General features: G+C 43.2%; 17 protein-coding genes. 13 read left to right on the top strand and 4 right to left on the bottom strand.

What is annotated here, in order from left to right; genetic code table 11:
- The first annotated feature begins 420 nt into the window (after positions 1 to 420).
- Together QUB61_RS30715 and QUB61_RS30710 are read left to right on the top strand one after the other, a co-directional pair.
- Positions 421 to 1,515, top strand: a complete 1,095-nt coding sequence (locus tag QUB61_RS30715; protein ID WP_333132603.1) for a glycosyltransferase — start codon at positions 421 to 423, stop codon at positions 1,513 to 1,515.
- Between the two features lie 39 nt (positions 1,516 to 1,554).
- On the top strand, positions 1,555 to 3,789 hold the full coding sequence (locus tag QUB61_RS30710) for a polysaccharide biosynthesis tyrosine autokinase (protein ID WP_333132604.1): 2,235 nt from the start codon (positions 1,555 to 1,557) through the stop codon (positions 3,787 to 3,789).
- Between the two features lie 111 nt (positions 3,790 to 3,900).
- Here the strand turns inward: QUB61_RS30710 and QUB61_RS30705 are convergent, their stop codons facing one another.
- Positions 3,901 to 4,083, bottom strand: a complete 183-nt coding sequence (locus QUB61_RS30705; protein WP_333132605.1) for a hypothetical protein — start codon at positions 4,081 to 4,083, stop codon at positions 3,901 to 3,903.
- A 249-nt stretch (positions 4,084 to 4,332) separates the two neighbouring features.
- Between QUB61_RS30705 and hepC the strand changes: the two genes are divergently transcribed.
- From hepC to QUB61_RS30665, 8 genes are all read left to right on the top strand, one after another.
- A complete protein-coding gene (gene hepC, locus QUB61_RS30700; RefSeq protein WP_333132606.1) occupies positions 4,333 to 5,016 on the top strand; it encodes a heterocyst development glycosyltransferase HepC in 684 nt (227 codons plus the stop codon).
- Between the two features lie 318 nt (positions 5,017 to 5,334).
- The gene (locus QUB61_RS30695) at positions 5,335 to 6,624 is read left to right on the top strand and encodes a hypothetical protein (RefSeq protein ID WP_333132607.1); all 1,290 of its coding nucleotides are present in this window, start codon (positions 5,335 to 5,337) and stop codon (positions 6,622 to 6,624) included.
- Positions 6,625 to 6,762: 138 nt separating this feature from the next.
- Positions 6,763 to 8,058, top strand: a complete 1,296-nt coding sequence (locus QUB61_RS30690) for a glycosyltransferase family 4 protein (RefSeq protein WP_333132608.1) — start codon at positions 6,763 to 6,765, stop codon at positions 8,056 to 8,058.
- Positions 8,059 to 8,206: 148 nt separating this feature from the next.
- On the top strand, positions 8,207 to 9,217 hold the full coding sequence (locus QUB61_RS30685) for a glycosyltransferase family 2 protein (RefSeq protein WP_333132609.1): 1,011 nt from the start codon (positions 8,207 to 8,209) through the stop codon (positions 9,215 to 9,217).
- Positions 9,218 to 9,395: 178 nt separating this feature from the next.
- Positions 9,396 to 10,517 carry a glycosyltransferase family 4 protein gene (locus QUB61_RS30680; RefSeq protein ID WP_333132610.1) on the top strand — a complete coding sequence of 374 codons (1,122 nt, stop codon included), beginning with the start codon at positions 9,396 to 9,398 and terminating at the stop codon, positions 10,515 to 10,517.
- 333 nt (positions 10,518 to 10,850) lie between these two features.
- On the top strand, positions 10,851 to 12,011 hold the full coding sequence (locus QUB61_RS30675) for a glycosyltransferase (protein ID WP_333132611.1): 1,161 nt from the start codon (positions 10,851 to 10,853) through the stop codon (positions 12,009 to 12,011).
- A 70-nt stretch (positions 12,012 to 12,081) separates the two neighbouring features.
- A complete protein-coding gene (locus QUB61_RS30670; RefSeq protein WP_333132612.1) occupies positions 12,082 to 13,065 on the top strand; it encodes a glycosyltransferase family 2 protein in 984 nt (327 codons plus the stop codon).
- A gap of 124 nt (positions 13,066 to 13,189) precedes the next feature.
- The gene (locus QUB61_RS30665; protein WP_445300280.1) at positions 13,190 to 14,515 is read left to right on the top strand and encodes an O-antigen ligase domain-containing protein; all 1,326 of its coding nucleotides are present in this window, start codon (positions 13,190 to 13,192) and stop codon (positions 14,513 to 14,515) included.
- 46 nt (positions 14,516 to 14,561) lie between these two features.
- Here the strand turns inward: QUB61_RS30665 and QUB61_RS30660 are convergent, their stop codons facing one another.
- Both QUB61_RS30660 and QUB61_RS30655 read right to left on the bottom strand, forming a co-directional pair.
- Positions 14,562 to 15,635, bottom strand: a complete 1,074-nt coding sequence (locus QUB61_RS30660) for a glycosyltransferase family 4 protein (RefSeq protein WP_333132613.1) — start codon at positions 15,633 to 15,635, stop codon at positions 14,562 to 14,564.
- Between the two features lie 101 nt (positions 15,636 to 15,736).
- On the bottom strand, positions 15,737 to 17,899 hold the full coding sequence (locus tag QUB61_RS30655; RefSeq protein ID WP_333132614.1) for a hypothetical protein: 2,163 nt from the start codon (positions 17,897 to 17,899) through the stop codon (positions 15,737 to 15,739).
- A 144-nt stretch (positions 17,900 to 18,043) separates the two neighbouring features.
- On the opposite strand from QUB61_RS30655, the gene QUB61_RS30650 reads away from it, so the two are divergent.
- The 3 genes from QUB61_RS30650 (at position 18,044) to QUB61_RS30640 (ending at position 20,975) form a co-directional block, all read left to right on the top strand.
- Positions 18,044 to 19,207: a glycosyltransferase family 4 protein gene (locus QUB61_RS30650; protein ID WP_333132615.1), complete on the top strand. Its 1,164-nt coding sequence runs from the start codon at positions 18,044 to 18,046 to the stop codon at positions 19,205 to 19,207.
- A 380-nt stretch (positions 19,208 to 19,587) separates the two neighbouring features.
- On the top strand, positions 19,588 to 20,730 hold the full coding sequence (locus QUB61_RS30645) for a glycosyltransferase (protein ID WP_333132616.1): 1,143 nt from the start codon (positions 19,588 to 19,590) through the stop codon (positions 20,728 to 20,730).
- Positions 20,731 to 20,795: 65 nt separating this feature from the next.
- Positions 20,796 to 20,975, top strand: coding sequence for a hypothetical protein (locus QUB61_RS30640; RefSeq protein WP_333132617.1), 180 nt, complete (start codon positions 20,796 to 20,798; stop codon positions 20,973 to 20,975).
- 64 nt (positions 20,976 to 21,039) lie between these two features.
- Here QUB61_RS30640 and QUB61_RS30635 read toward each other — a convergent pair.
- Positions 21,040 to 21,243: transposase (locus tag QUB61_RS30635; RefSeq protein WP_333190262.1), on the bottom strand; the 204-nt coding region annotated here is incomplete at its 5' end.

Here is a 21,243-nt window from a genome sequence, read left to right as displayed (position 1 = left end):
GTCAATTTTTCTACAATTCTTGTGGGACGGGCAGGAGAGCCCGTCTCTGTATTCAATTTAGATGCTCCGCAGCTTATGCTAAAGTATCACGTTCCGTTCTGAAGGAGAAGTTAGGGGGGTAACTCCGTAATCGACTTTAACCAGTAGTTCCGCCTAGGGGCAAGCGATCTAACCCTCCTGCTGACGATCGCCACTTCTACAAGGATCGTCAACGGAATTGAAAACTGATGACCCCAACTGAAGCAGTATCGGGCGATTGCGATACGTTCGTCTAGCCTGTAACCCACTTTCTCGGCGCGATTTACCTTGGGTGCTTTCGCTATCTGGTTGAATTGATAACGCGATTTAGGAAGGGTGAAAGAACACGTATTTGTACAACGGCATCATCGGTGTCGGACGATCTAAAATAGAGAGAGTATTATGAAAATTGCCCTAGTCCATGATTACTTAACACAGCCCGGTGGGGCAGAGCGTGTATTTGAATTGCTGTGTACACGCTACCCCAATGCTGATATTTTCACGTCTCTGTACGAACCTAAACAAACTATTGATCTAGGCGAACGTGAAGTTCGTACAACTGTACTTCAGAAGGTTCCAGGGGCAAGTAAGAATTTTAGGCTAATGGCTCCATTCTATTTTTCAGCCTTTCGAGCCTTGGATCTACAAGACTACGATCTGATTATCAGCAGTACCACGGGCTTTGCTAAAGCTGTGCGAAAAAGACCAGGAGCCAAACATATTTGTTTCTGTCACAATGTCACCCGTTTTTTGTGGGATACCACAACTTATCTTCGAGACTATGCTACCTATCGAAATGTTTCGGGTATGCTGGAACCGATTTTTCAGCGGATGAGAAAAGCAGATCTAGATTCAGCTCAGGAGCCTGACTTTTACATTGCTAATTCCAGCACTGTTGCCAGTCGTATCGAGCAATATTATGGAAAAAAATCAGTTGTTATTAACTATCCTATTGATATCAATAAATTTATTTTTTCCAAAGATAAGGAGGACTTTTATTTGACCTCAGCTCGTCTTCTTGGTTACAAACGTATCGATTTGATTATTGAAGCATTCAATTGGCTGGGATGGCAGTTATCGATCACGGGTGATGGCCCCGAGCGAGAGCGTCTTGAGTCTAGAGCTTTAAAAAATATTAAATTTCTAGGTTATGTCAGCGATACAGAACGTAGTCAGTTGATGTCTAAAGCTCGTGGTGTTATTGTTGCGGCGTTGGAAGATTATGGCTTAGTCCCAGTGGAAGCTAATGCTAGTGGAACGCCCGTAATTTGCTATGGTAAGGGTGGTGTATTAGATACTCAAATACCAGGTAAGACAGGGGTCTTTTTCAATCTACAGACACCTGAAGCGATTCACACAGCATTAGTGGAATCCAGTAAGATTACATGGGAGTATGAAAAAATCCGAGATCATGCGATCGATAACTTTTCCGAAGAAGTTTTTTTTAAAAAAGTAGATGGTGTGATTGAGGAAGTTTGCGGTCATCATCAGCCATAAATATATTTAGTTTAATAGGTTTCTTAGCGAGGCGTAGAAGTGACTGAAAACAATATAAACTCAATTGCTGAAACAGAAGCGGGCTATGGAGAACTGTTTGCAGTTTTAATCCGCAGGCGCTTTTGGTTGCTAAGTGTTTTGTGTATTGTATTGTCTGTTGCCACTATAAAAGCGTTGAAAGAAAAGCCTACCTATAAAAGCTCACTGCAGCTCCTGGTAGAATCTAATTATCAAGGCAAAAAAGACAGTAAAACAGAGAATAAATTTGCTGATTCTAATGTTGAGATAGACAATGCTACTCAGCTTAGTCTGATGCAAGGTTCTCTGCTCATCCAAAGGGCGGTAAAATTGCTTCGCCCTGAGTACCCAGATATCGAGGTAGAGGAGATTAAAAAATCCTTAGCCGTCAATCAAGTGGCGGATGAGAAGGCAAAAACCGAGACTAAGATTTTTGAAGTAACTTACACGGCAAATAATCCGACTCAAACCCAGAAAGTGCTACAAATAATGCAACGGGTTTATCTGGATTACAACCGAGAACAGCAGAGACTACGTTTAACTAAAGGCCTTGCCTTCATCGATCAACAATTACCAAAGGTTCGTAAGAACGTTGCTCAAGTTGAGGCGACCTTAGAAGAGTTTCGCAAAAATCAAAATCTGATTGAGCCTGAAGTACAAGCAAAAGCTCTGACTGAGGCAATTAACAACATTCAGCAGGAGCGACGGGCAAACCAGGCGACTAGAAGGGATCTTCAGGCTCAATACGACTCTTTGCAGCAGCAGCTTGCTAGTTCTCCGCAGGAAGCGCTCGTTGCAGCACGGCTAAGTCAGTCTTCTCGTTATCAAGCCTTACTCAACGAAATCCAAAAGACAGATTTAGCCATCGCCCAGCAACGAATACGCTTCACTGACAAAAACCCAGTTATTCAAAAGCTACTCTCGGAGCGCAACAAGCAACTAAGTCTCTTGCAAGCAGAAGGGCAACGTGCTACACCAGAAGTTTCTGCTCAGCTCCCGGGTACGGGAGAAAGCCTTTTGAAAGAAAGGCAACTCGGTGCAACTGACTTAACTATCGCTACTAAGCTTCTGGAGGTTCAGACAAACTTAAAGGGCTTAAGTGCACGCGACGAAGCACAGGCAAAAAAAGAGCAGCAGCTCCGTGTAGAACTCGATCTGTTTCCTAATCTCTTGGCTAAGTACACTCGTCTACAAACAGACATTCAACTCAAGCGTGAAACATTTCAACAGTTAGAGAAAGCACGACAGGACTTAAGTCTGGAAATTGCCCGAGGTGGATTTGATTGGCAAGTTGTCGAAGTACCGCAGCCCGGTATAGAGAGTAGTTCCAAAAAACGGCAGAACATTATGCTAGGTGTCGTGGTTGGGTTGTTTTTGGGTGTTGCTGTGGCTTTTGCTCGCGATATGTTGGATGATTCTGTTCATAGCTCGGATCGATTAACAAGACTGGTTCCCCTGCCACTACTAGGAATGACTCCACAGCTACCGCAGGTGAAGCAGAAAAAACCAATTATTAAGCTACCATTAGGCAAGCGGCAAACTTCCGCCGCTTGGGCAAGCGAACCAATAATCAAGCTACCTTTCGGCACGCCGGAAGGTATGGCGCCTTGCACGATTGAAGTAATTCATAGTCCACCTGCTTGGGAATCGTTTGACCTAATTTATAAGAACATTCAACTTCAAAGTTCTGGTTCGACTTTTAGTCCTTTGATAATTACCTCAGCATTGGATGGTGAGGGAAAATCAACAATCGCATTAGGTTTGGCAATTAGTGCTGCGCGTCTACATCAACGGGTACTGCTAATTGATGCTGATTTTCGTCAGCCGATGCTGCATAAACAGCTCAATCTCCCTAATGAGTATGGGCTTTCAACTCTGCTGGAAAGTAACGCTAAAGTGCCAATACCCAGTCATATTCCAGCCTTAGACCTATATATTGATATTTTGACTTGCGGGCCAATACCCAAAGATCCAGTAAATCTGTTAAGTTCTCCTCAAATGCAGAGATTAATGGCAGGGTTTGAGCAGACTTATGATTTAGTTCTGCTGAATGCACCTCCTGTTTTAGGGATGGTAGATGCTCTGCTGGTTGCATCCTGTTGCCGGGGGGTAGTGTTGGTGACACGCATTGATCGGGTGACAAAAACTGCACTTACTGAGACTACAGCCATGCTGAACAAGTTAAATACGATCGGGGTGATCGCGAATGGTGGTATTAGTCTCAAAAAGAGTAACAGAGCCAGTGTCAAGTCATAGAAATGTTTCGGTGAACAGAAGCTCGGCGGCTCGGTTGAGCGATCGACCTGACGGGTTGACAACGCCTCTAAAAGCTTAATGGGTTAATGATTGAGCCTATTACTTAACTTTTTAATCCTGAAAAAGTGATGGTTTCTTGACAAGCTTATTGATAATTTTCCTGGGCTGCGATCGCCCTTCAACCTCATTCTCTACGATCCCCACCATATAAAATGACGATCGCCAGCTTTGATCTTTCTGGAGAGCGCTCAACTCAAAAGCTTGCGATGCCAAGCCTTTCAATTTGGTTGTCACCCCGTCAGGCGATCTCTATCACTTATTCGCGTCCTTTTATACATAGATTGTGTATTTTGTCAACAGTATATTAATATATTTCTATATTTATGAAAAAAAGATTACAAAGTATTCACTGGCTGTGAAAGTGTGTTACTACAGAAGGGTGATTTTACTTAAGTAATTCCTTTAGATATAGGTTGGGATTGATAAATTATTCTATTATAGCAAAAATAATCACTAATATTAGCGTCAGGTAATTCAGAACCTATGTCCAACTCAAGACTGTCAAATTTAAAGATGTATTCTTCTCTAGAGCAACAGCATTCAAGCCATTACTTACCTCACTGCATTCTTAAGTGGCGACAGGGACTGTTATTGGTCAGTCTCGGACAACAGACCAAACAGCCTTACATCTCGGCGTTTGAGACTAAGCAACAGCTAGTAGAATGCTTGAAACAATCTCCAGTACGGCAGGTTGGCCTGCATCCAACTCTGGGTGAGACAACGCTGAAGCTCTGGGCAGATGCCTGCGAGCAAGCAAACAAACCCGTGTTTCTACGGGGGACTATTCAAAAAAAAATTCACAAGCAAGGTCAGATTAGTCTCCAGCCCAAGCAATGGATGGACTCAATTGCGGCCTTTCTTTTGCTTTTATTACTTACTCCGATTATCCTGGCGACAGCTATATTGATCTACCTGTATTCACCAGAGCCGATTTTGCCTAGGCAATGGTACATTGGCACAGGAGGTAAGTTCTTCCGGCTTCAGAAGTTTCCGACTACACTAGCTAATGAGGATTCTCGTGCTACACTTTTAATTCGTTGGATGTCTAAGTACAACGTGGATAAGTTACCACAGTTGTTCCAGGTGCTACGGGGTGAGATTAGCTTGAGGGATTCATTCTGTCCTTTGACTCTATCTGAGGCCGTAAGGCTCGGCTCGGAAAGTTAACAATAGGTGAGTACATTATTAGACATTTCCTATAATTCTTGTGGAGTTAACATCCTGCCTGCCCTGCACAGGCTGTTTGGGAGATGTCTATGGGAAATTGCAGAAGCTCAGATTCAGGGAAACAATTCACATGAGGTGGATTTGGTTGTAGATAAACACTGCATCTTCAATTTAAAAAGCTTCTGCTGCCGAATTTATTAGTTCATCCCTACTTCCTCACAAAGACTCATGCTATTTAACCTTGTTCCAGCTTATCTAAATTTTTCGCATTGCACCCGTATCAGCGTGTATGTTGTCCACACTTACTAATTGAAGTTTGTGAAATATTCTAGGTTTAAACGTTGGAGCACTCTCATTGTCAGTTTCCTTGTTGGGCAAGGTTCTGTACAAGTAATCAATCTGATCTCTGGATTGTTATTGCTGCGTTGGTTGAGTGTTGAAGCCTATGCTCAGTTCAGTGTTGCATTTGGTTTTCAATGCACATTGAATATGCTTGTTGATATGGGCTGCTCTGGCTCAATTATTGCACTCATAGGAGACCGCTGCTCTGACAAAGAAGTCGTAGGCAGTTACATTCGCTCTGCAAAGCACTTTCGCAACCGATTACTTGCTATTCTGATCCCTTTATCTGCGATCGCTTTTGCTTTTGTTACATCTAAGCAGAACTGGGACTGGACAACGCAACTATTACTCTTTGGAGCGGTCGTAAATTATTTATTTTTTGAAGGCTGGGCTGCTTATTACTCAGTACCACTACTTATTCATCAGCAACTTAAGCAACTATATAAATTTCAAATTATTAGCGCGTGCGTTCGACTCGTGCTTTGCTTCAGCCTTTTCCTTGGGTCAGCATTATCTTCTTGGGCAGCAGCCTGGGCTAATTCATCGGTGGTTGTAGTGCAAGGCTTTTTCTTTCGTAAAGATTCAACGCGCCTGATTCATGAGCCTATAGAGAGTAATTTAAACATCAACCGCGAAATGCAGCACTATCTCTTGCCACTCATTCCAGGAATTATTTTCACCGCCTTTCAAGGACAAATTTCAGTTTTTTTAATAAGCTTGTTTGGTCAAACTAAAAGTATTGCTGAAGTGGGTGCTTTAGGACGTATTGGTCAGTTATTCTTGATCCTGTCAGCCTTCAATGGAGTGGTTATTGCACCTTACATTGCGAAGGTAGCACGCCAGGATCTTGTTCGTCGTTATTGCCAGATATTAGGAGCTGCAATTACCATTTCTCTGGTTTTAAGCATAGGCTCCTTTATGTTTCCACAACCCTTGTTATGGGTATTAGGTTCTAAATATTATCACCTAAGAACTGAGGTTGGTTGGATGGTTGTTGGAGCATCTATAAGTTATATAGGCTCTGTTATGCTAACGATGCAAGGTGTTCGCAAATGGGTTTACTGGTGGGCAACTTTTGTTTATGTTGTCATGGTAATGCTTACTCAAATAGGTTGTCTTATGGTAATAGATTTGAGTACAACTATTAACGTTATTTATTTCGGAATAATTACGAATTTATCGGCGTTAACTGTATATATAGTTACCGCAATATATGGCTTGATTTATGGACCTCGTAAGACTGAAATACCTGAAATACCAATTTAAAAAGGATACAGGTTAGTTTAAGAAATGTTAAATATTTACTGGAGTTTGGTGAAAATCGTTAGTTCTGAGGCTGGTATTTATTCTCCTTAGACTAATCTCTGCCTCCGTTAAAATAAAACAAAGCAAGGAGCAAATAATATGAAACTCGGTTTCTACTTTAACTTAAGTCACTTAGGGAGATGGGATTGGAATGAATTTCTTGTCGGAGACATTGGATTAAGCGGAACTGATTCCCAAGCTTTACACCTAGCTTATGATTTGGCAGTTAATGGTCATGAAGTATTTTTCTTCTCAACACAAGCAGCAGAAACTCCAATTGAAAGATTAAAACATATTCAAGTAGACGATCTCGAAGCCGCTGTTATTCAAGCCAAGCAAATAGAGGTCGAGCTTCTAGTTTTTTGCAATCGCCACGATCGGGAAACAATTGCTGGTGCAAGGAAGTGTGAAATAGTTAACCAACCCTGTGTTGTCTGGGATCAGAATGGTCCCTGGCCTGAGATGGCAAATCTATTTTCTAGTTTAAAGTGTGTTCGTAGAGTTGTTTGTGTTTCAGTGGCTCAGACCGATAATGTTCGAGATTATCCTGTGTTTAATAAAATAGATTTTGTGCATAATGGTATCGATTGGGATTTGTTGAAGAGTTATGCCCCTATACAACGTAATCCCCTAGGGGTTTGTTACCTGGGAGCCCTTAAACCAGCAAAAGGCTTTCAACATTTGGCAAAGGCTTGGCCCAGCGTTCACAAAGTTTTTCCGGAAGCTACACTGACTGTTCTGGGGAGTGCTCAACTTTACGATCGGAATTCAGAACTCGGTCCTCTAGGGATTGCTGAACCAGAGTTTGAACTCTCCTACATAGTTCCATACCTTGGAGACACAATCGAGGAGGCTAAAAGTAAAGGAGTTACATTTCTTGGCCTTTCTTCGCCGATAACTCTTCGTTCAGTGATTGCATCTTCCAGCATTGGTGTTATCAACCCAAATTGTTCAAGAACTGAACTTGCTGAATGTTGTAGTGTCAGTTCGCTTGAAATCCAAGCGTTGGGAGCAGCTATAGTTGGAGGCAATATAGGAGGCAATAAAGAAACTATCAATAACGGAAAAACAGGTATCTTGATTAACTCAGAGAATGACCTTGCTGGTACACTAATTAAACTGCTTTCTCATCCAGATTTATCAAGACAAATGGGCAAAAATGGAATTCAATGGGTTAGGGATAATTTCAGTCGCGATCTTACAGTACAACGTTGGTCTTCTCTTCTAGAAGCCGTCATCAGAAACGAAAAACCTTGTCCCCCAGATTTCTCGTGGAAGCGGGCGACTGGGAAGGTAATAACTCGCGAGGGAATTCGACAATTGCGAAAAGTGCCAATTTTAAACGATAAATTGTTAACTTTACGGGAAATAAAGGCTTTGTTCGCAAAACCATAGAAAATTGCTCCGTTAGATTTCAGCTACTCCCTAGGCTCATGCTGTTATAACCGATTTAAATAGTTCGTGAAACAGAATTGACCGCAATCCAGCTTTTTGTCAAGCTCGGTTTTTTACATCTCAACCAGAAAACCTATCTAGCCCTATAATGAATCAGACTCCCAAAATAGTTGTAATTACTCCTGTCAAAAATGAGGCATGGATTCTCGATCGATTTCTAGCTGTTACAAGCCAGTTTGCTGATTGCATTATTATTGCAGATCAAAACTCCACCGATGAGAGCAAAGATATCTGCAAAAACTATCCGAAAGCGATAGTTATTGACAATAAATCTACTAAATATGACGAGGCAGAGAGGCAAATATTATTGATTAATACAGCCAGAGAACTAGTTCCAGAACATAAGATACTTTTAGCTCTTGATGCTGATGAAATACTAGCTGCCTCCGCTACCAAAACACTAGGCTGGCAATCGATGCTGAAAGCAACGCCAGGAACAGTATTGTGTTTTGAAAAGCCAGATTTGTATCTAACCCCCAATCAATGTGTAAGACATGATATATCTTGGCCTATTGGTTATGTAGATGACGGAATAGAACATAAACCAACACGAATACATAGTATCAGAATTCCGGTACCTGATTATGGTCATAGGTTATATATTCACGATGTAAAAATAGTTCATTATTCAATGATTCGTCCGGGAAATCAAGCTTCTAAGTTCCGTCTCTACAGTGTTATAGAAAATTTTTTATCTACTGGATTTGTACTTACTCGAAGGAAGAAGTATGACTCAAATAAGTTGTTCATGGGCTACAGTAAATTGCAGCTTTCTCCATCTCCCTCGGAGTGGTTCACTGCTTGGGAAGATATAGGAATTGATATGAAGACTGTGATCAACCAAAAGTATAGTTGGCAAGATTTTGAAGTGCTTAAGTATTTTCATAAATATGGAGTTCGTCGTTTTTGGTTAGATGATATCTGGGGGTTTGATTGGGAGGCTTGTCGCCTGTATGCTAAATCAATCGGAATGACTGATATCCCTGATTATAAAATCTCAGGGCCACCTAAAATAATAGGCTTAATAGCTAGCGCTTTAACCAATTGGTATATACATCTAAGAAAATTTGTGAAAGGAAATTCAAACCTCTGGAGTTAAACAGATAGTCTCATCCTCCAGAAATTGACAAATACTGAGTTAGTAAAGCTACCTATTTACGGCTCAAGCTATTGATAGCGAAACGATAGGGAGCTGATTCAATCTGCCAACTGCTACTATCTGTTTGAAGATGCGATCGCACCCTCCGATCGCCCACTAAATTGCTAAGAGGATTCTGATGAAAATCTGCATTGTAACGCATAGTGTTATTAAGGGTGACGGTCAAGGTCGGGTTAACTATGAAGTTGCCTGGGAAGCTATTCGGCGCGGTTATCATGTTACCTTATTAGCAAGTAGCATAGACCTAGAATTGCAAAAGCACAGCCAGGTTAAATGGATTTATATTTCAGTTAAAGGATATCCAGTGCAACTTCTCCGTGAAATGGCTTTCTCGGTGCAAAGTGCTAGGTGGTTAAATCGGCACCAAAAAGAATTTGACCTAATCAAACTCAATGGTGCAATTACTTCGGCTGGGGGAGATGTTAATGCCGTGCATTTTGTCCACAGTTCCTGGTTGCGATCGCCAGTCAATCGTTCTGAACAGCATCCGAGCTTGCGTAGCACTTACAACTGGTTCTACACCACTTTGAATGCTGATTGGGAAAAGAAAGCCTTCACTCAGGCGAAAGCGATCGTAGCGGTATCGAAGCAGGTGGAGAGAGAACTGGTAGAAATTGGCGTACCGCCAGAACGCATTCGGGTAATTTTGAACGGTGTAGATTTACAAGAGTTTTCTCCAGGAGAAGCTAAACGTCAAACCTGGGGTTTGCCTGAGGGTGTGACCCTTGCACTGTTTGCTGGAAACGCTCAAACTCCTCGTAAAAATTTGGATACAGTACTACGTGCCTTAGCACAGGTTCCTGAGTTACAATTGGTGGTTGCAGGGACAACGACAGGGACGACCTATCCGCAGCTAGTCGCTTCGCTAGACTTGAGGAACAGGGTACATTTTCTGGAACACCGGACTGATGTACCAGAACTCATGAAAGCCGTGGATTTATTGGTATTTCCATCACGTTATGAGCCGTTTGGCTTGGTAGTTATCGAAGCGATGGCTGCTGGTCTACCTGTGATTACGGCTAGTACAACGGGTGCGGCTGAGTTGGTTACACCAGAATCAGGGGTAGTTTTGCCGAACCCGGACGACGCTCAGGCTTTGGCACAGGCGCTCTTACCTCTGGCTGGCGATCGCAATTTAAGGAGTCAAATGGGTCAAGCCGCCAGAGCGATCGCGCAACAGCATAGCTGGAATAAGATGGCACAAAGCTATGTGGATCTATTTGAGCAGTTGAGCAAGTAAATCTCTAAACAGTTTAAGGAAGCTTACTATGAATTTTAAGTCTGTTCTAATCACAGGGTCATCAGGTATAATTGGTTGGGAAGTTTGTGCATATTTTTCAGCACAAGGCTGGGCAGTTCACGGCGTTGATACAGCATATTCCACGTTCATGAAGTACACTAAGGTTTAATTGCCATTTGAATATACTGGCTTTCGTGTACTCTATATACCTGGAATCCGCTTTAATAATAGCCGAGCTGCCTTCTTTGGCCAAAGTGGTGATACACGTTGGAACCAAAAACGGCTGCAAGAGTAACAAGACCCTGTAATTTTTATAGTATTGTTAGTATTTCCATGAAAAAAGTTTTGCTAATTACAACTTTTTTGCCGAATGTAGGTGGTGGCTCGGTAATTTTGAGAAGTTTGATTTCGCCATTAAAAGATGAAGGAATTGATGTTGAATGGCTTTATATAACTAAAAAAGCAGTAAATTTTCCAGGAGCAAAATGGTTGGGAGAAGGCTTGATGGGAGGAGAATTTCTTAAAGATATTATCAACAGTGGATTACTTTGGCATGGAGTGAAAACCAAACAATTAAAAAGGATAATAGACAAAATTATTTCCCTCAAAGCTGATGCTTACTGGGTGGTTGGACACAGTGATGGGATTTTAGTTGCTAAAGAAATCGCTCAGAGAATCAACATTCCAGTGCATTTAACAATACACGACGATCTGGTCGGTGGATGGTTTGGCAGAACCCGTCGTTATAGATGGCTATTAAATCCAGCAAGAAAACTTTTTGCTGAAACGATGCATTCTGTTAGTTCAGTGGATGTAGTCAGTGAAAGTATGCATCGCTACTACCAGAAAATGTTGGGTGTTGACTCTGTTGTTGTTCATCGTTATCTGTCTAGTTTACCTAAATTGGAGCCAAAGCCAATAGAACCAAATACATTGGTCGTTGGTCATATAGGTTCTATTTACTCTGCAAATGAATTTCGTTTGTTTTGTCAAGCTTTGGAAAATTATGGTCACCAGAAAGGATTATGTGTCAAGTTTATTGTGATTGGTGCAGACCGTAGATTTTTGCCTACAGACTTTTCTCAACTCATTGTAGATATTCCAGAACTGGATGAAAATGAGGCGATCGTTGAATTATCCAAATGTCATTTTCTGTATGCAATGTATCCTTTTGGAAGAGCATTTTCTGTTTTTAGACAGACAAGTTTACCAACAAAAGTAACCACCTATTTACAAGTACAAAGACCGATATTGGCACATACGCCCAGTGATAGTAGTTTGGCAGAAATTATTAGCACCTATCAGCTAGGAATAAACAGTGATGCTTTGACCACTGCCGATCTCAGTAAAGGGATCTCACGAATTCGTGAATATCAATTAAGTGAGCGAGCTTTTGAGGAGGCACATACCGCTTTGTTTGGTTTGGAAAACGTCAATCGCATGGTAGCTTGCTTTGACAATAATCACTTGGCTCGTAAACCCACTAGAGATTGAATTTACAATCACAACCTTAGAACCAATTCAAATCGTAACGGTACTAATTCTGTACATACAGTAATAATTTATGATGACCATCACTGCCATCATTCCCACCTACCATCGTCCAAAAGACTTAACTCGTTGTCTAGAAGCCATAAAACAGCAAACTCGTGCTGCTGATGAAGTACTCGTGGTAGTGCGAGACAGCGATAGCGAGACTTGGGAATTATTCAAAGAATCAAACTTTGACCCCCTGCCAATTCATACTGTCATGGTCAAGGTTCCTGGGGTAGTTGCTGCTCTCAACGCTGCACTGGATAAAGCCAAAGGGGATATCATCACTATCACTGACGATGATGCTGCACCTCATAATGATTGGCTAGAACGTATCGAAACTTATTATTTGTCAGATGACCATTTGGGTGGCGTAGGTGGACGAGACTGGGTATACTGGGAAAACAAATTACTAGACCATAGTGATGCCCAAAAAGTGGGTAAAGTATTGTGGTTTGGGCGCGTAATTGGTAACCATCACAGAGGTGTAGGAACAGCCCGTGAAGTAGATATACTTAAGGGTGTAAACATGAGTTACCGTCGGAGTGCGATTACAGGCGCAGGACTTCGCTTTGATGAGCGTATGCGAGGCACAGGAGCCCAAGTCAACTTTGAGATGGTGTTTTGCTTCGCGTTGAGGCGAGCCGGTTGGAGGCTTATCTATGATCCAATGGTTGCAGTGGATCACTATCCAGCAAAACGTTTTGATGAGGATCAACGCACCAGATTGAATGATAAGGTTTTGCTCAATTCAGTACACAATGAAACCCTAGCTTTGCTGGAATACCTATCACCTATACGACGCGCTATATTCCTTGTGTGGGCAGTATTGGTTGGAACGCAGGAATCCTTAGGTTTTATACAATGGTTGCGATTTTTGCCTAGCGAAGAATCCCTAGCAGGACAGAAGTGGCTAGCATCTCTTAAGGGGCGTTGGCAGGGTTGGCGGACTTGGCGACAGTGGGTAAGCCAAGCGCGGCGAAGCGATCGCCATTTAGATAGGGTCTCGAGGTGAGTTTTTTTCGTGGAGATATTTTGTGAGTACTGGGCCAACGCTTTTAAACATCTCTTCGGCGGTTAGCTCTTCTCAAGACCCATCCTCGAAAAAGGGTTGGGTGGCAATCTTGGGGTTAGTGGTTTTGACAGCACTAGCTATGGTGGGTGCAGGTAGTATTCTGCGCCCCCTGATCGTACTAGATTCGTTTGCTGTAGGTGTGTTCCTGTATCGGCGGTATCCCATCCTCTATATGGGTTTCGCTTGGTGGTTATGGTTCTTAGCGCCGTTTGTTGCTCGTGTAATTGATTATCGTAGTAGCTTCGATCCACTGCGACTGGTACTGTTAAGTCAGTATTTGGTAACGTTAGTAACGTTACATACCTTATTAAAACACCTACCTAAAGTGTCTCCTCAAGATGGCTTACCCTTTGTCTTAGCCTTTGTGGGTGTAGTTTATGGCTTTCTCGTTGGACTAATTAATACCTCACCGATTACGGCTTTCCGGGGACTTCTAGACTGGTTAACTCCTATCCCCTTCGGTTTCTACTTATTTATTAACTGGCGGGATTATCCTGAATACCGCCAAAACATTCAACGTGTATTCCTTTGGGGTGTCTTGGTTACAGGAGCCTATGGAGTAGCGCAATACTTACTGGTTCCTGAGTGGGATCGATTTTGGCTGATCAGTACAAAACTGACCAGCTTTGGCGTTCCTGAACCGTTTAAGCTCCGGATATGGAGTACGATGCCATCGCCTGGACCTTTTTCCGTAATGATGATGGCAGGTTTGCTGTTGTTATTCACGAGTAAAAATGCTTTACGCATTCCTGCCGCTGGGGCTGGCTACCTCGCCTTTCTACTAACAATGGTACGTACTCTGTGGGGAGCTTGGTTCCTAGGACTTCTTATCCTTATGGCTTCACTAAAGGCCCACCTTCAAATGCGCCTGCTCGTTACCATTCTGATAATGGCAGTCTGTGTTGTTCCCTTAGTTATCATAGAGCCATTTGCCACAACCATCAATACTCGTCTTCAAACTTTCTCTAATCTAGATAAGGATTACAGCGCGAACGTTAGGAAGGATATCTATGAAAAGGGTCTTAACAGCGCTCTGACTAACGGTTTAGGTAACGGAATAGGAAATACGTTCATTGCAAAGGATGGTAAGCTGGAGCCGGTTGTCATTGACAGTGGGATTCTGGATCTGTTTTTTACATTAGGGTGGTTTGGAGCCGTCTTTTACCTGGGTGGTCTTCTTCTACTTCTCTATAACCTGTTCCAATATTCTGAGTACCGCTTTGATCCTTTTATGGCTGCTGCCCGTGCCATCAGTATCGGTTGTTTCATGACCCTACCTGTGGGTAGCGCGATGCTTGGATTTTCTGGAGCAGTTCTCTGGGGCTTTTTAGGCATTGCCATAGCTGGGAATAAGTACCACCAGCATCAACGCACTGGCAAACTCGGTTAAACTTAATGCGGTTAGTTAGTAGCCGTTCTTGATGAAAAGTAATCCATTAGGTTGACATATCCTTTGAAGTCAACTCACGATACACTGCCAAGGTTTCCTCATTAACACGCCCAGTAGTTAGCCACTCCAAATTTTGTTGGGCTTGGTCTTTCCACCTATGCAACATCTTGGGATCTCTAAGCAACTGAGATAAAGCTGCGACGAGACTCTGGCTATCAGAGGGCGGAACCAGCATACCTGCCTGCCCTCCAGACAACGCTTCAGGAATGCCATCCACATCACTAGCAATAATGGCGCATCCTGCTTCACGAGCTTCTGGGATAACAAGAGGGGAAGGGTCACGGTGCGAAGCAAGTACGAAGATGTCAGTAGCTAACAGATAGCGCTGCGGCTCAGACTGGAAGCCTTCAAAATGAATGCGATCGCTCACGGCTGTACTTTGTGCTTGCGCCTCAAACATTTCCCGGTCTGGCCCATTCCCCACCAGATAGAGATGGGCCTCTGGAAAATCCGCAGCAATTTGTGCGAAAGCCTTAATTAACTCAGCAATCCCTTTGCGCCGATACATCCCCGCCACAGTTGCGATCGCGGGTCGCTGTAGTGGCATCGGTTGGTATTCTTTCAGTTGGCGAGTGCGGGGGCTACCTAGCGTGCCGTTATTGACTACCCGCAACTTGTTTTGAGGAATACCGCGCCGCTCCAGCGACTGGGCAACCGCCTTACTGACCGCAATAACCCGGTCAGCCCAACCCATAAGCACTGCACTGCGCTGAAATTCATTATGGACTGTAGAGACGACAGCGTATCCAAATCCCACTCTTAAAGCACGCGCCAGTACCACTCCCGTCATCATATGAACATGGACGATATCAGGTTGAAACTCTTGTGCGATCGCCCGATAACGTGCAGTAGCCTTAAGTAGATTGATCGGTGTCCGCGTCTGATCGAGTTTGAAGTGCCGTACACCATAACGTGCCATTAATTCCTCATATTCTCCACCAGCAGAAGCGATCGCCACTTGGTAACCTGCTTTGGCTTGCAAACAGGCTAGATCGATTGCCACATTGACAATGCCGTTACCGATTTCTCGGACGTCGTTGAGAATATGTAATATGCGCATCAAATACCTCTAAATTAGATAAGCGTAAAAAAACGAAAATAACCTTAGTTAGAAATCACAGCAGGTAAACGAGGATTTAATACTGATTTTGCTCGATTTACTTAATTGTTTGAGGTAAACCCATACATAATCACCTTGGCTTTTGCGTCTTCCTCTACAAATACCACATATTCACCATTTGCTTTCCGATAAGCGCGCAGTGCATAAGGAATATCAATCCAGCCACTCTCACCGGCCACCTCTGTACCAGGGGTTAACTTTGTGACAAAAGCTCCTGTCCCGGTATCGTACACATATACTTCAGCTTTTCTAGAATCAACGGCAAATACTCGATCGCCTGCCACATCCATTGCCTTAATAATTAGCATGGGGTTGGCTTCCGGATCGTAGGGAAGAGTTATGCGCCAGCGTAGTTTTTTATCCTTTGTCCAGTTGTCGTAGCGCACAATCTCCGTGCCGACTATTCCCCATTCCTCACCTGTGTGTGGGCGATCGACTGTATAGCCTCCTAGATACATGACATCTGTATCAGGAAAATATTTGACTCTTAAGAGCTTGTTAAACGGTGCTGGCATGGGTATAACTTCGGAAGCGGCGCTAGTATAAATTGGACTACCATGAGTATCCAATCCTTGATAGCGATAATGTTTGATGTAGCCAGCTTCACTAGCTTGCCAAACATCCCCTTTGCTATCAACTTCCCAACCCCAAATCGAATCATCTTCTGCACCTAGACTTTCATATTCATCGCTTTGAATAGAGCCGTCCCCGTTCTTGTCCTGCCATAGCCAGCTTCCTACCGCTGGCTGATTAGCCGGCCACTTAGAATGCTCGTGAGAGAAGATTGCGCTGGGAACCGCGATCCCTCCATCAAAACGGTAAATGGCGAGACGATCGGCAAACATTCCGGTGAGATAAAGAAAATGCTTTCCCTCAATGCGACGCACAAAGACCGAGGTAGCCCCATGTACTGTTTCTTGTAGCCGCAGATCGTCTGGATAGCGAAATTTATCTACGGTATATCCCTTATAACTCCATTCCTGACCATTGCTTTTGCTATAGTCCATGACAAAGTGTTCGTTCTTGGTAAACACATCCACTCCGTCAGTCCCAGGATCGGCATCGGCATTATCTACAAATTGCAAGCCCAGCAATCTCCACTGCATTGATCCGCTTGCATTAAACTTCCTCAAGTCCGTTCCTGACCGATTAAAACCATCAAGACTCACATAAATATTTCCGCTTGCGTCCGTGCCCACCCCCGTCAAACCTCCGAGTTTGAGGTCTCCAACTTCTCCGGGTGTTCCTGAGTAGATCCCCCTCTCACTGCCCAAAGTCCCAACCAACGTGGGTGTACTTGTGATGTTGTAGATCAGCACTTGTTGACGGGGGCCATTTTCCGCAACCAACAGTCGGCCTTGATTATCCATAGCTAGGGCTGTAGGGTCTACAACATCCGTAATTTTCTTGGACAATAAAGTTCCTGTCTTGGAATAGTGCAGTATCTTGGGAGGATTAGTAGCGTCTTTCGCTTGTAGAATCCATAGGTTACTTTGAGTATCTACAGCTATTTGTTTGGGGCGATCGACTGACCAACTGCGTAATTCTGCCATAGTTTCGGCATCGTAGACGCGAATGCGGTTGGCAGCACTATCACTGACATAAAGCTCGCTGCCAGTATGAGCTAATCCAGTTACTTGACCGGAGGTGCTAATAACTAACATACTTTTATCATAACCACGCCCACCTGCAAAGGGAGCAGGCTCCCCAGATAAGTTGTAGCGTCTCACACAATACCAGTTTGTTTTAGAAGGGGGATAATCCTGAATAACCCTCCTGTCTATTGCCCCCTGTGTCATGGCGATATAAAGGTACTTACCATTGGCCGTGACTGCTTCCCCTCCAGTTCTTCCCCATCCATGAAGATTAGTAGCTTTGCCGATCGCATCTCCATCTTTATAAATTCCTGCCTCTCTACCCGCTTCATCCCACACGCTATTGGTATAAACCGTTCCGTCGTTCCCCACGTACATGGCAGCGATTTGAATTTGTACCCACTTACTGCCACCGCCAAAGGTGTTACCGATCCAAGATGTTTTGTAAGAGATATTGGGTAAAGGGTTTGAAGTTACAGACAGTGCAGCTACAGACAGTGCAGTTACAGTAGAGATTATGACTCCTGCGATCGCCTTGGCTCGGAAACTCATCCTGCAATGTTGGCGATCGTTCTCAATCGGCTTAAAATTATTGAGGAAATGATTCATTGTTGGGATGAATAATCGCCGTTTTTGCCATAATTTGTTTACTAGCAATAGGAATCGATTCTTCATAATCTCACTCAAAAATATACAGCTATAATCAGGATGTCTCAGTTATAGTAAATTTAATGTATATTTGCAAACAACCAAGTGGACAACTACACAAGTAACCCTGCTGCTACAGCAGCAAATATTCTTTGCGTCGGGATCGGATGGTTTCCGAAAACACCGGGAGGCTTGGATCGATATGTATATGAGCTTACGCATCAATTAGCAGCAAGTCAAGATCGAGTTGAATTGTGTGGAGTAGGTCTACCAGAAACTCAGTCCAACTCTGGCGTCAAACTCACTAATTTAGCTGAACCAGATCATCGACTCTGGGAACGGCTTTGGTTGATTCGCTCCAATTTTGGGCAGCGAAAATATGCAAAACCTGATGCAATCAATTTACATTTTGCACTATATAGTTTGCCTATTTTGCAATTTTTACCTAGGGCGGTTCCTGTTACCTTTTCCTTTCACGGACCTTGGGCATTAGAATCTAAGCAGGAGGGTTCTGGTAAGCTGAGTGTTTTTTTGAAGCATGGGATGGAACAAAGGGTCTATCGTCGTTGCGATCGATTTATTGTTCTGAGCAAAGCATTTGGTGAGATTTTACATCAAGAATATCAAGTTCCTTGGAGCAAAATTCACGTAATTCCCGGCGGTGTCGATCTTTCGCGATTTCAAATCAACCGATCGCGCCCTGAAGCCCGCACGCAGATCGACTGGCCCCAAAATCGCCCGATTCTATTTACAGCGCGTCGCTTAGTGCATCGAGTTGGACTCGATAAGCTGTTAATCGCTATAGCGATGATTAAACCTCAAATTCCTGATATCTGGTTGGCGATCGCTGGAAAAGGGCCACTACAAGCGGTTCTTGAGCAGCAAGCAACAGATTTGGGACTCAATGACAACGTTAAATTTCTCGGCTTTTTGCCCGATGACCAACTACCTATAGCTTACCAAGCCGCCGACCTAAGTGTGATGCCGAGCCAATCTTTAGAAGGGTTTGGATTATCCGTGCTAGAATCCCTCGCCTGCGGCACTCCAGCGCTATGTACTCCTGTTGGTGGAATGCCAGAAATTTTAGAGCCGTTTTCACCAAATTTGATTACTGCTTCTTGTGAGGCAACAGCTATTGCTGAGCGATTGAAAGAACTGCTAACTGGAAAAGTACCCATGCCTTCTAGAGAAGCGTGTCAGGAATACGCTGCTATAAATTTCGATTGGCAAACAATCGCGCAAAAAGTTAGAAAAGTGTTGTTAGCCTGAGGATAAAAACAATTAGAATCAGACTTATCCCTATGCTTGTCATTATAGGGAAAATTAAGGATTTTGGGAGGATACAGCCTAAGCAAGAGCGGAGTTTCACCTCAGTTTGACAAGCATAGGGATTAGGCACAGAGTCTACTTTAGGATTTACGCAACTGGCACAGGACTATCGACTTATAGGGTGCGCCATATTTTCATTATGAACGGATTATGTAGGGCTTGGTGAGAGTAGAGATTCTGACTAATTGTGAAACTTGGGTCCCGGACTGTACTTGTAGAGTTCTTTGCACACAGCACCTTACGACTACAGATAGTTTCATATTTGAAAAATTGCGTAATTCCTGTAGAATATATGGAAAAGTTTTTAGGGAAAAAAACGGATGAAAATAATATTTCTCGACCAGAGCGGTAAGCCTGGTGGCGCCGAGCTTTGCCTAATAGATATTGCCAAACCCTATCGAGATAGCTGTCTAGTTGGCTTATTTGTAGATGGTTCTTTTAGGCAATTACTAGAGCAACAGCAAATTCCCGTTGAGGTGTTAGCGACTGAAGCGATCAAAGTTCGTAAAGAAAGCAGCTTGAGACAGAGTTTAAGTAGTGTAACCGCGCTACTGCCTTTGATTGCTAAAGTTGTTCAAAAAGCTCGTCAATACGATTTGATCTACGCCAACACGCAAAAAGCTCTAGTTGTTGGTGCATTAGCTAGCTTTTTGAGTCGTCGCCCTCTAGTTTATCATTTGCATGACATTTTATCTACAGACCATTTCAGCCCAACCAACTTAAAAGTAGCTGTAACTTTGGCTAATCGCTTTGCATCATTGGTTATTGCTAACTCCAAAGCAAGTCAGGCTGCTTTTCTAGAAGCAGGAGGACGCTCGGACATAATCGATGTCGTCTACAATGGCTTTGAGCCTGAAGTCTATCAGAGCGATCGCTCTAAAATTAGCCAACTCAAAAGACAACTAGAACTTGAGGGGCAATTTATCGTAGGTCATTTCAGTCGATTGTCACCTTGGAAAGGTCAACATATTTTAATTGAAGCCCTTACCTACTGTCCCAAAGAGGTAATAGCTATTTTAGTGGGTGATGCGCTCTTTGGCGAGCAGGATTATATCCAGCAATTACACAAACAAGTGGCAGAATTAGGACTTGAAGATAGAGTTAAGTTTTTAGGATTTCGTTCAGATATTCCGCAGTTAATGGCAATTTGTGATTTAGTTACACATACCTCAACCGCACCCGAACCTTTTGGCAGAGTTATTGTCGAGGCTATGCTGTGTGGTAGACCTATAATTGCTGCTCAATCTGGAGGTGCTATTGAATTAATAGAACCGGGCATCAATGGCTTTTTGGTTCCTCCCGGCAAGCCACACCAACTCGCAGAAGTTATTAATACCTGTCATACCCAACCTGAGTATACGATCGCGATCGCCCAATCGGCATACGAGATAGCTAGTCGGCGTTTTCACCAGACCAACATTAATCGGCAGATTGCGGATTTGCTGGGTCGAACATTTACATGACTTGTCCCAATACAGCATATTCCATTTATATGGAACCCACTGTATTCAGTAGATAAGCGGAAAAAATGAAACCTTATTCGAGCGAGACGAGTGAAAAAATAGTTAAAGCATATCAACAAGGTGATACATCTATTCTGAAAGTAGCTGCCCGATTTGATATGAGTAAAGCCTTTGTCCAGAAACTCTTGAAACAAAAACCAATGACTGGTCATGTTCAACCCAAAAAACTTTCTTGTCAGCCTTAAGAGTGTATTACATTCGCGCACAACTCAATTGACCTAGATGGTGGAAAAATATCCTGATAAGCTGCTACGCAGCTAAACCGGATAAAATAGCATTGCCTTTATTTTTAATTTTTCTATCCCATTTAATAACCATTTCTCCTTCATTTAATAATCTATGTAGCAAGTCCGACAATTCTTCTACTGAGTTAAACAGTCGATGTGCTATATATTCTTTCGCTGAATGCCAGACCAATTCAATCAAATTATAATCGGGGCTGTAAGCTGGCAA

Origin of the sequence: Microcoleus sp. C2D2, from assembly GCF_036702495.1 — a bacterium.
Classification (GTDB): Bacteria; Cyanobacteriota; Cyanobacteriia; order Cyanobacteriales; family Microcoleaceae; genus Microcoleus.
The sequence above is the reverse complement of the archived record's forward strand: the minus strand, read 5'-3'. Positions and strand labels throughout refer to the sequence as shown.

Bases quoted from the DNA above. Each gene is read 5' to 3' on its own strand.
- QUB61_RS30715 (WP_333132603.1), top strand. From the start codon at position 421: ATGAAAATTGCCCTAGTCCATGATTACTTAACACAGCCCGGTGGGGCA.
- hepC (WP_333132606.1), top strand. From the start codon at position 4,333: ATGTCCAACTCAAGACTGTCAAATTTAAAGATGTATTCTTCTCTAGAG.
- QUB61_RS30690 (WP_333132608.1), top strand. From the start codon at position 6,763: ATGAAACTCGGTTTCTACTTTAACTTAAGTCACTTAGGGAGATGGGAT.
- QUB61_RS30685 (WP_333132609.1), top strand. From the start codon at position 8,207: ATGAATCAGACTCCCAAAATAGTTGTAATTACTCCTGTCAAAAATGAG.
- QUB61_RS30680 (WP_333132610.1), top strand. From the start codon at position 9,396: ATGAAAATCTGCATTGTAACGCATAGTGTTATTAAGGGTGACGGTCAA.
- QUB61_RS30675 (WP_333132611.1), top strand. From the start codon at position 10,851: ATGAAAAAAGTTTTGCTAATTACAACTTTTTTGCCGAATGTAGGTGGT.
- QUB61_RS30670 (WP_333132612.1), top strand. From the start codon at position 12,082: ATGATGACCATCACTGCCATCATTCCCACCTACCATCGTCCAAAAGAC.
- QUB61_RS30660 (WP_333132613.1), bottom strand. From the start codon at position 15,635: ATGCGCATATTACATATTCTCAACGACGTCCGAGAAATCGGTAACGGC.
- QUB61_RS30655 (WP_333132614.1), bottom strand. From the start codon at position 17,899: ATGAATCATTTCCTCAATAATTTTAAGCCGATTGAGAACGATCGCCAA.
- QUB61_RS30645 (WP_333132616.1), top strand. From the start codon at position 19,588: ATGAAAATAATATTTCTCGACCAGAGCGGTAAGCCTGGTGGCGCCGAG.
- QUB61_RS30640 (WP_333132617.1), top strand. From the start codon at position 20,796: ATGAAACCTTATTCGAGCGAGACGAGTGAAAAAATAGTTAAAGCATAT.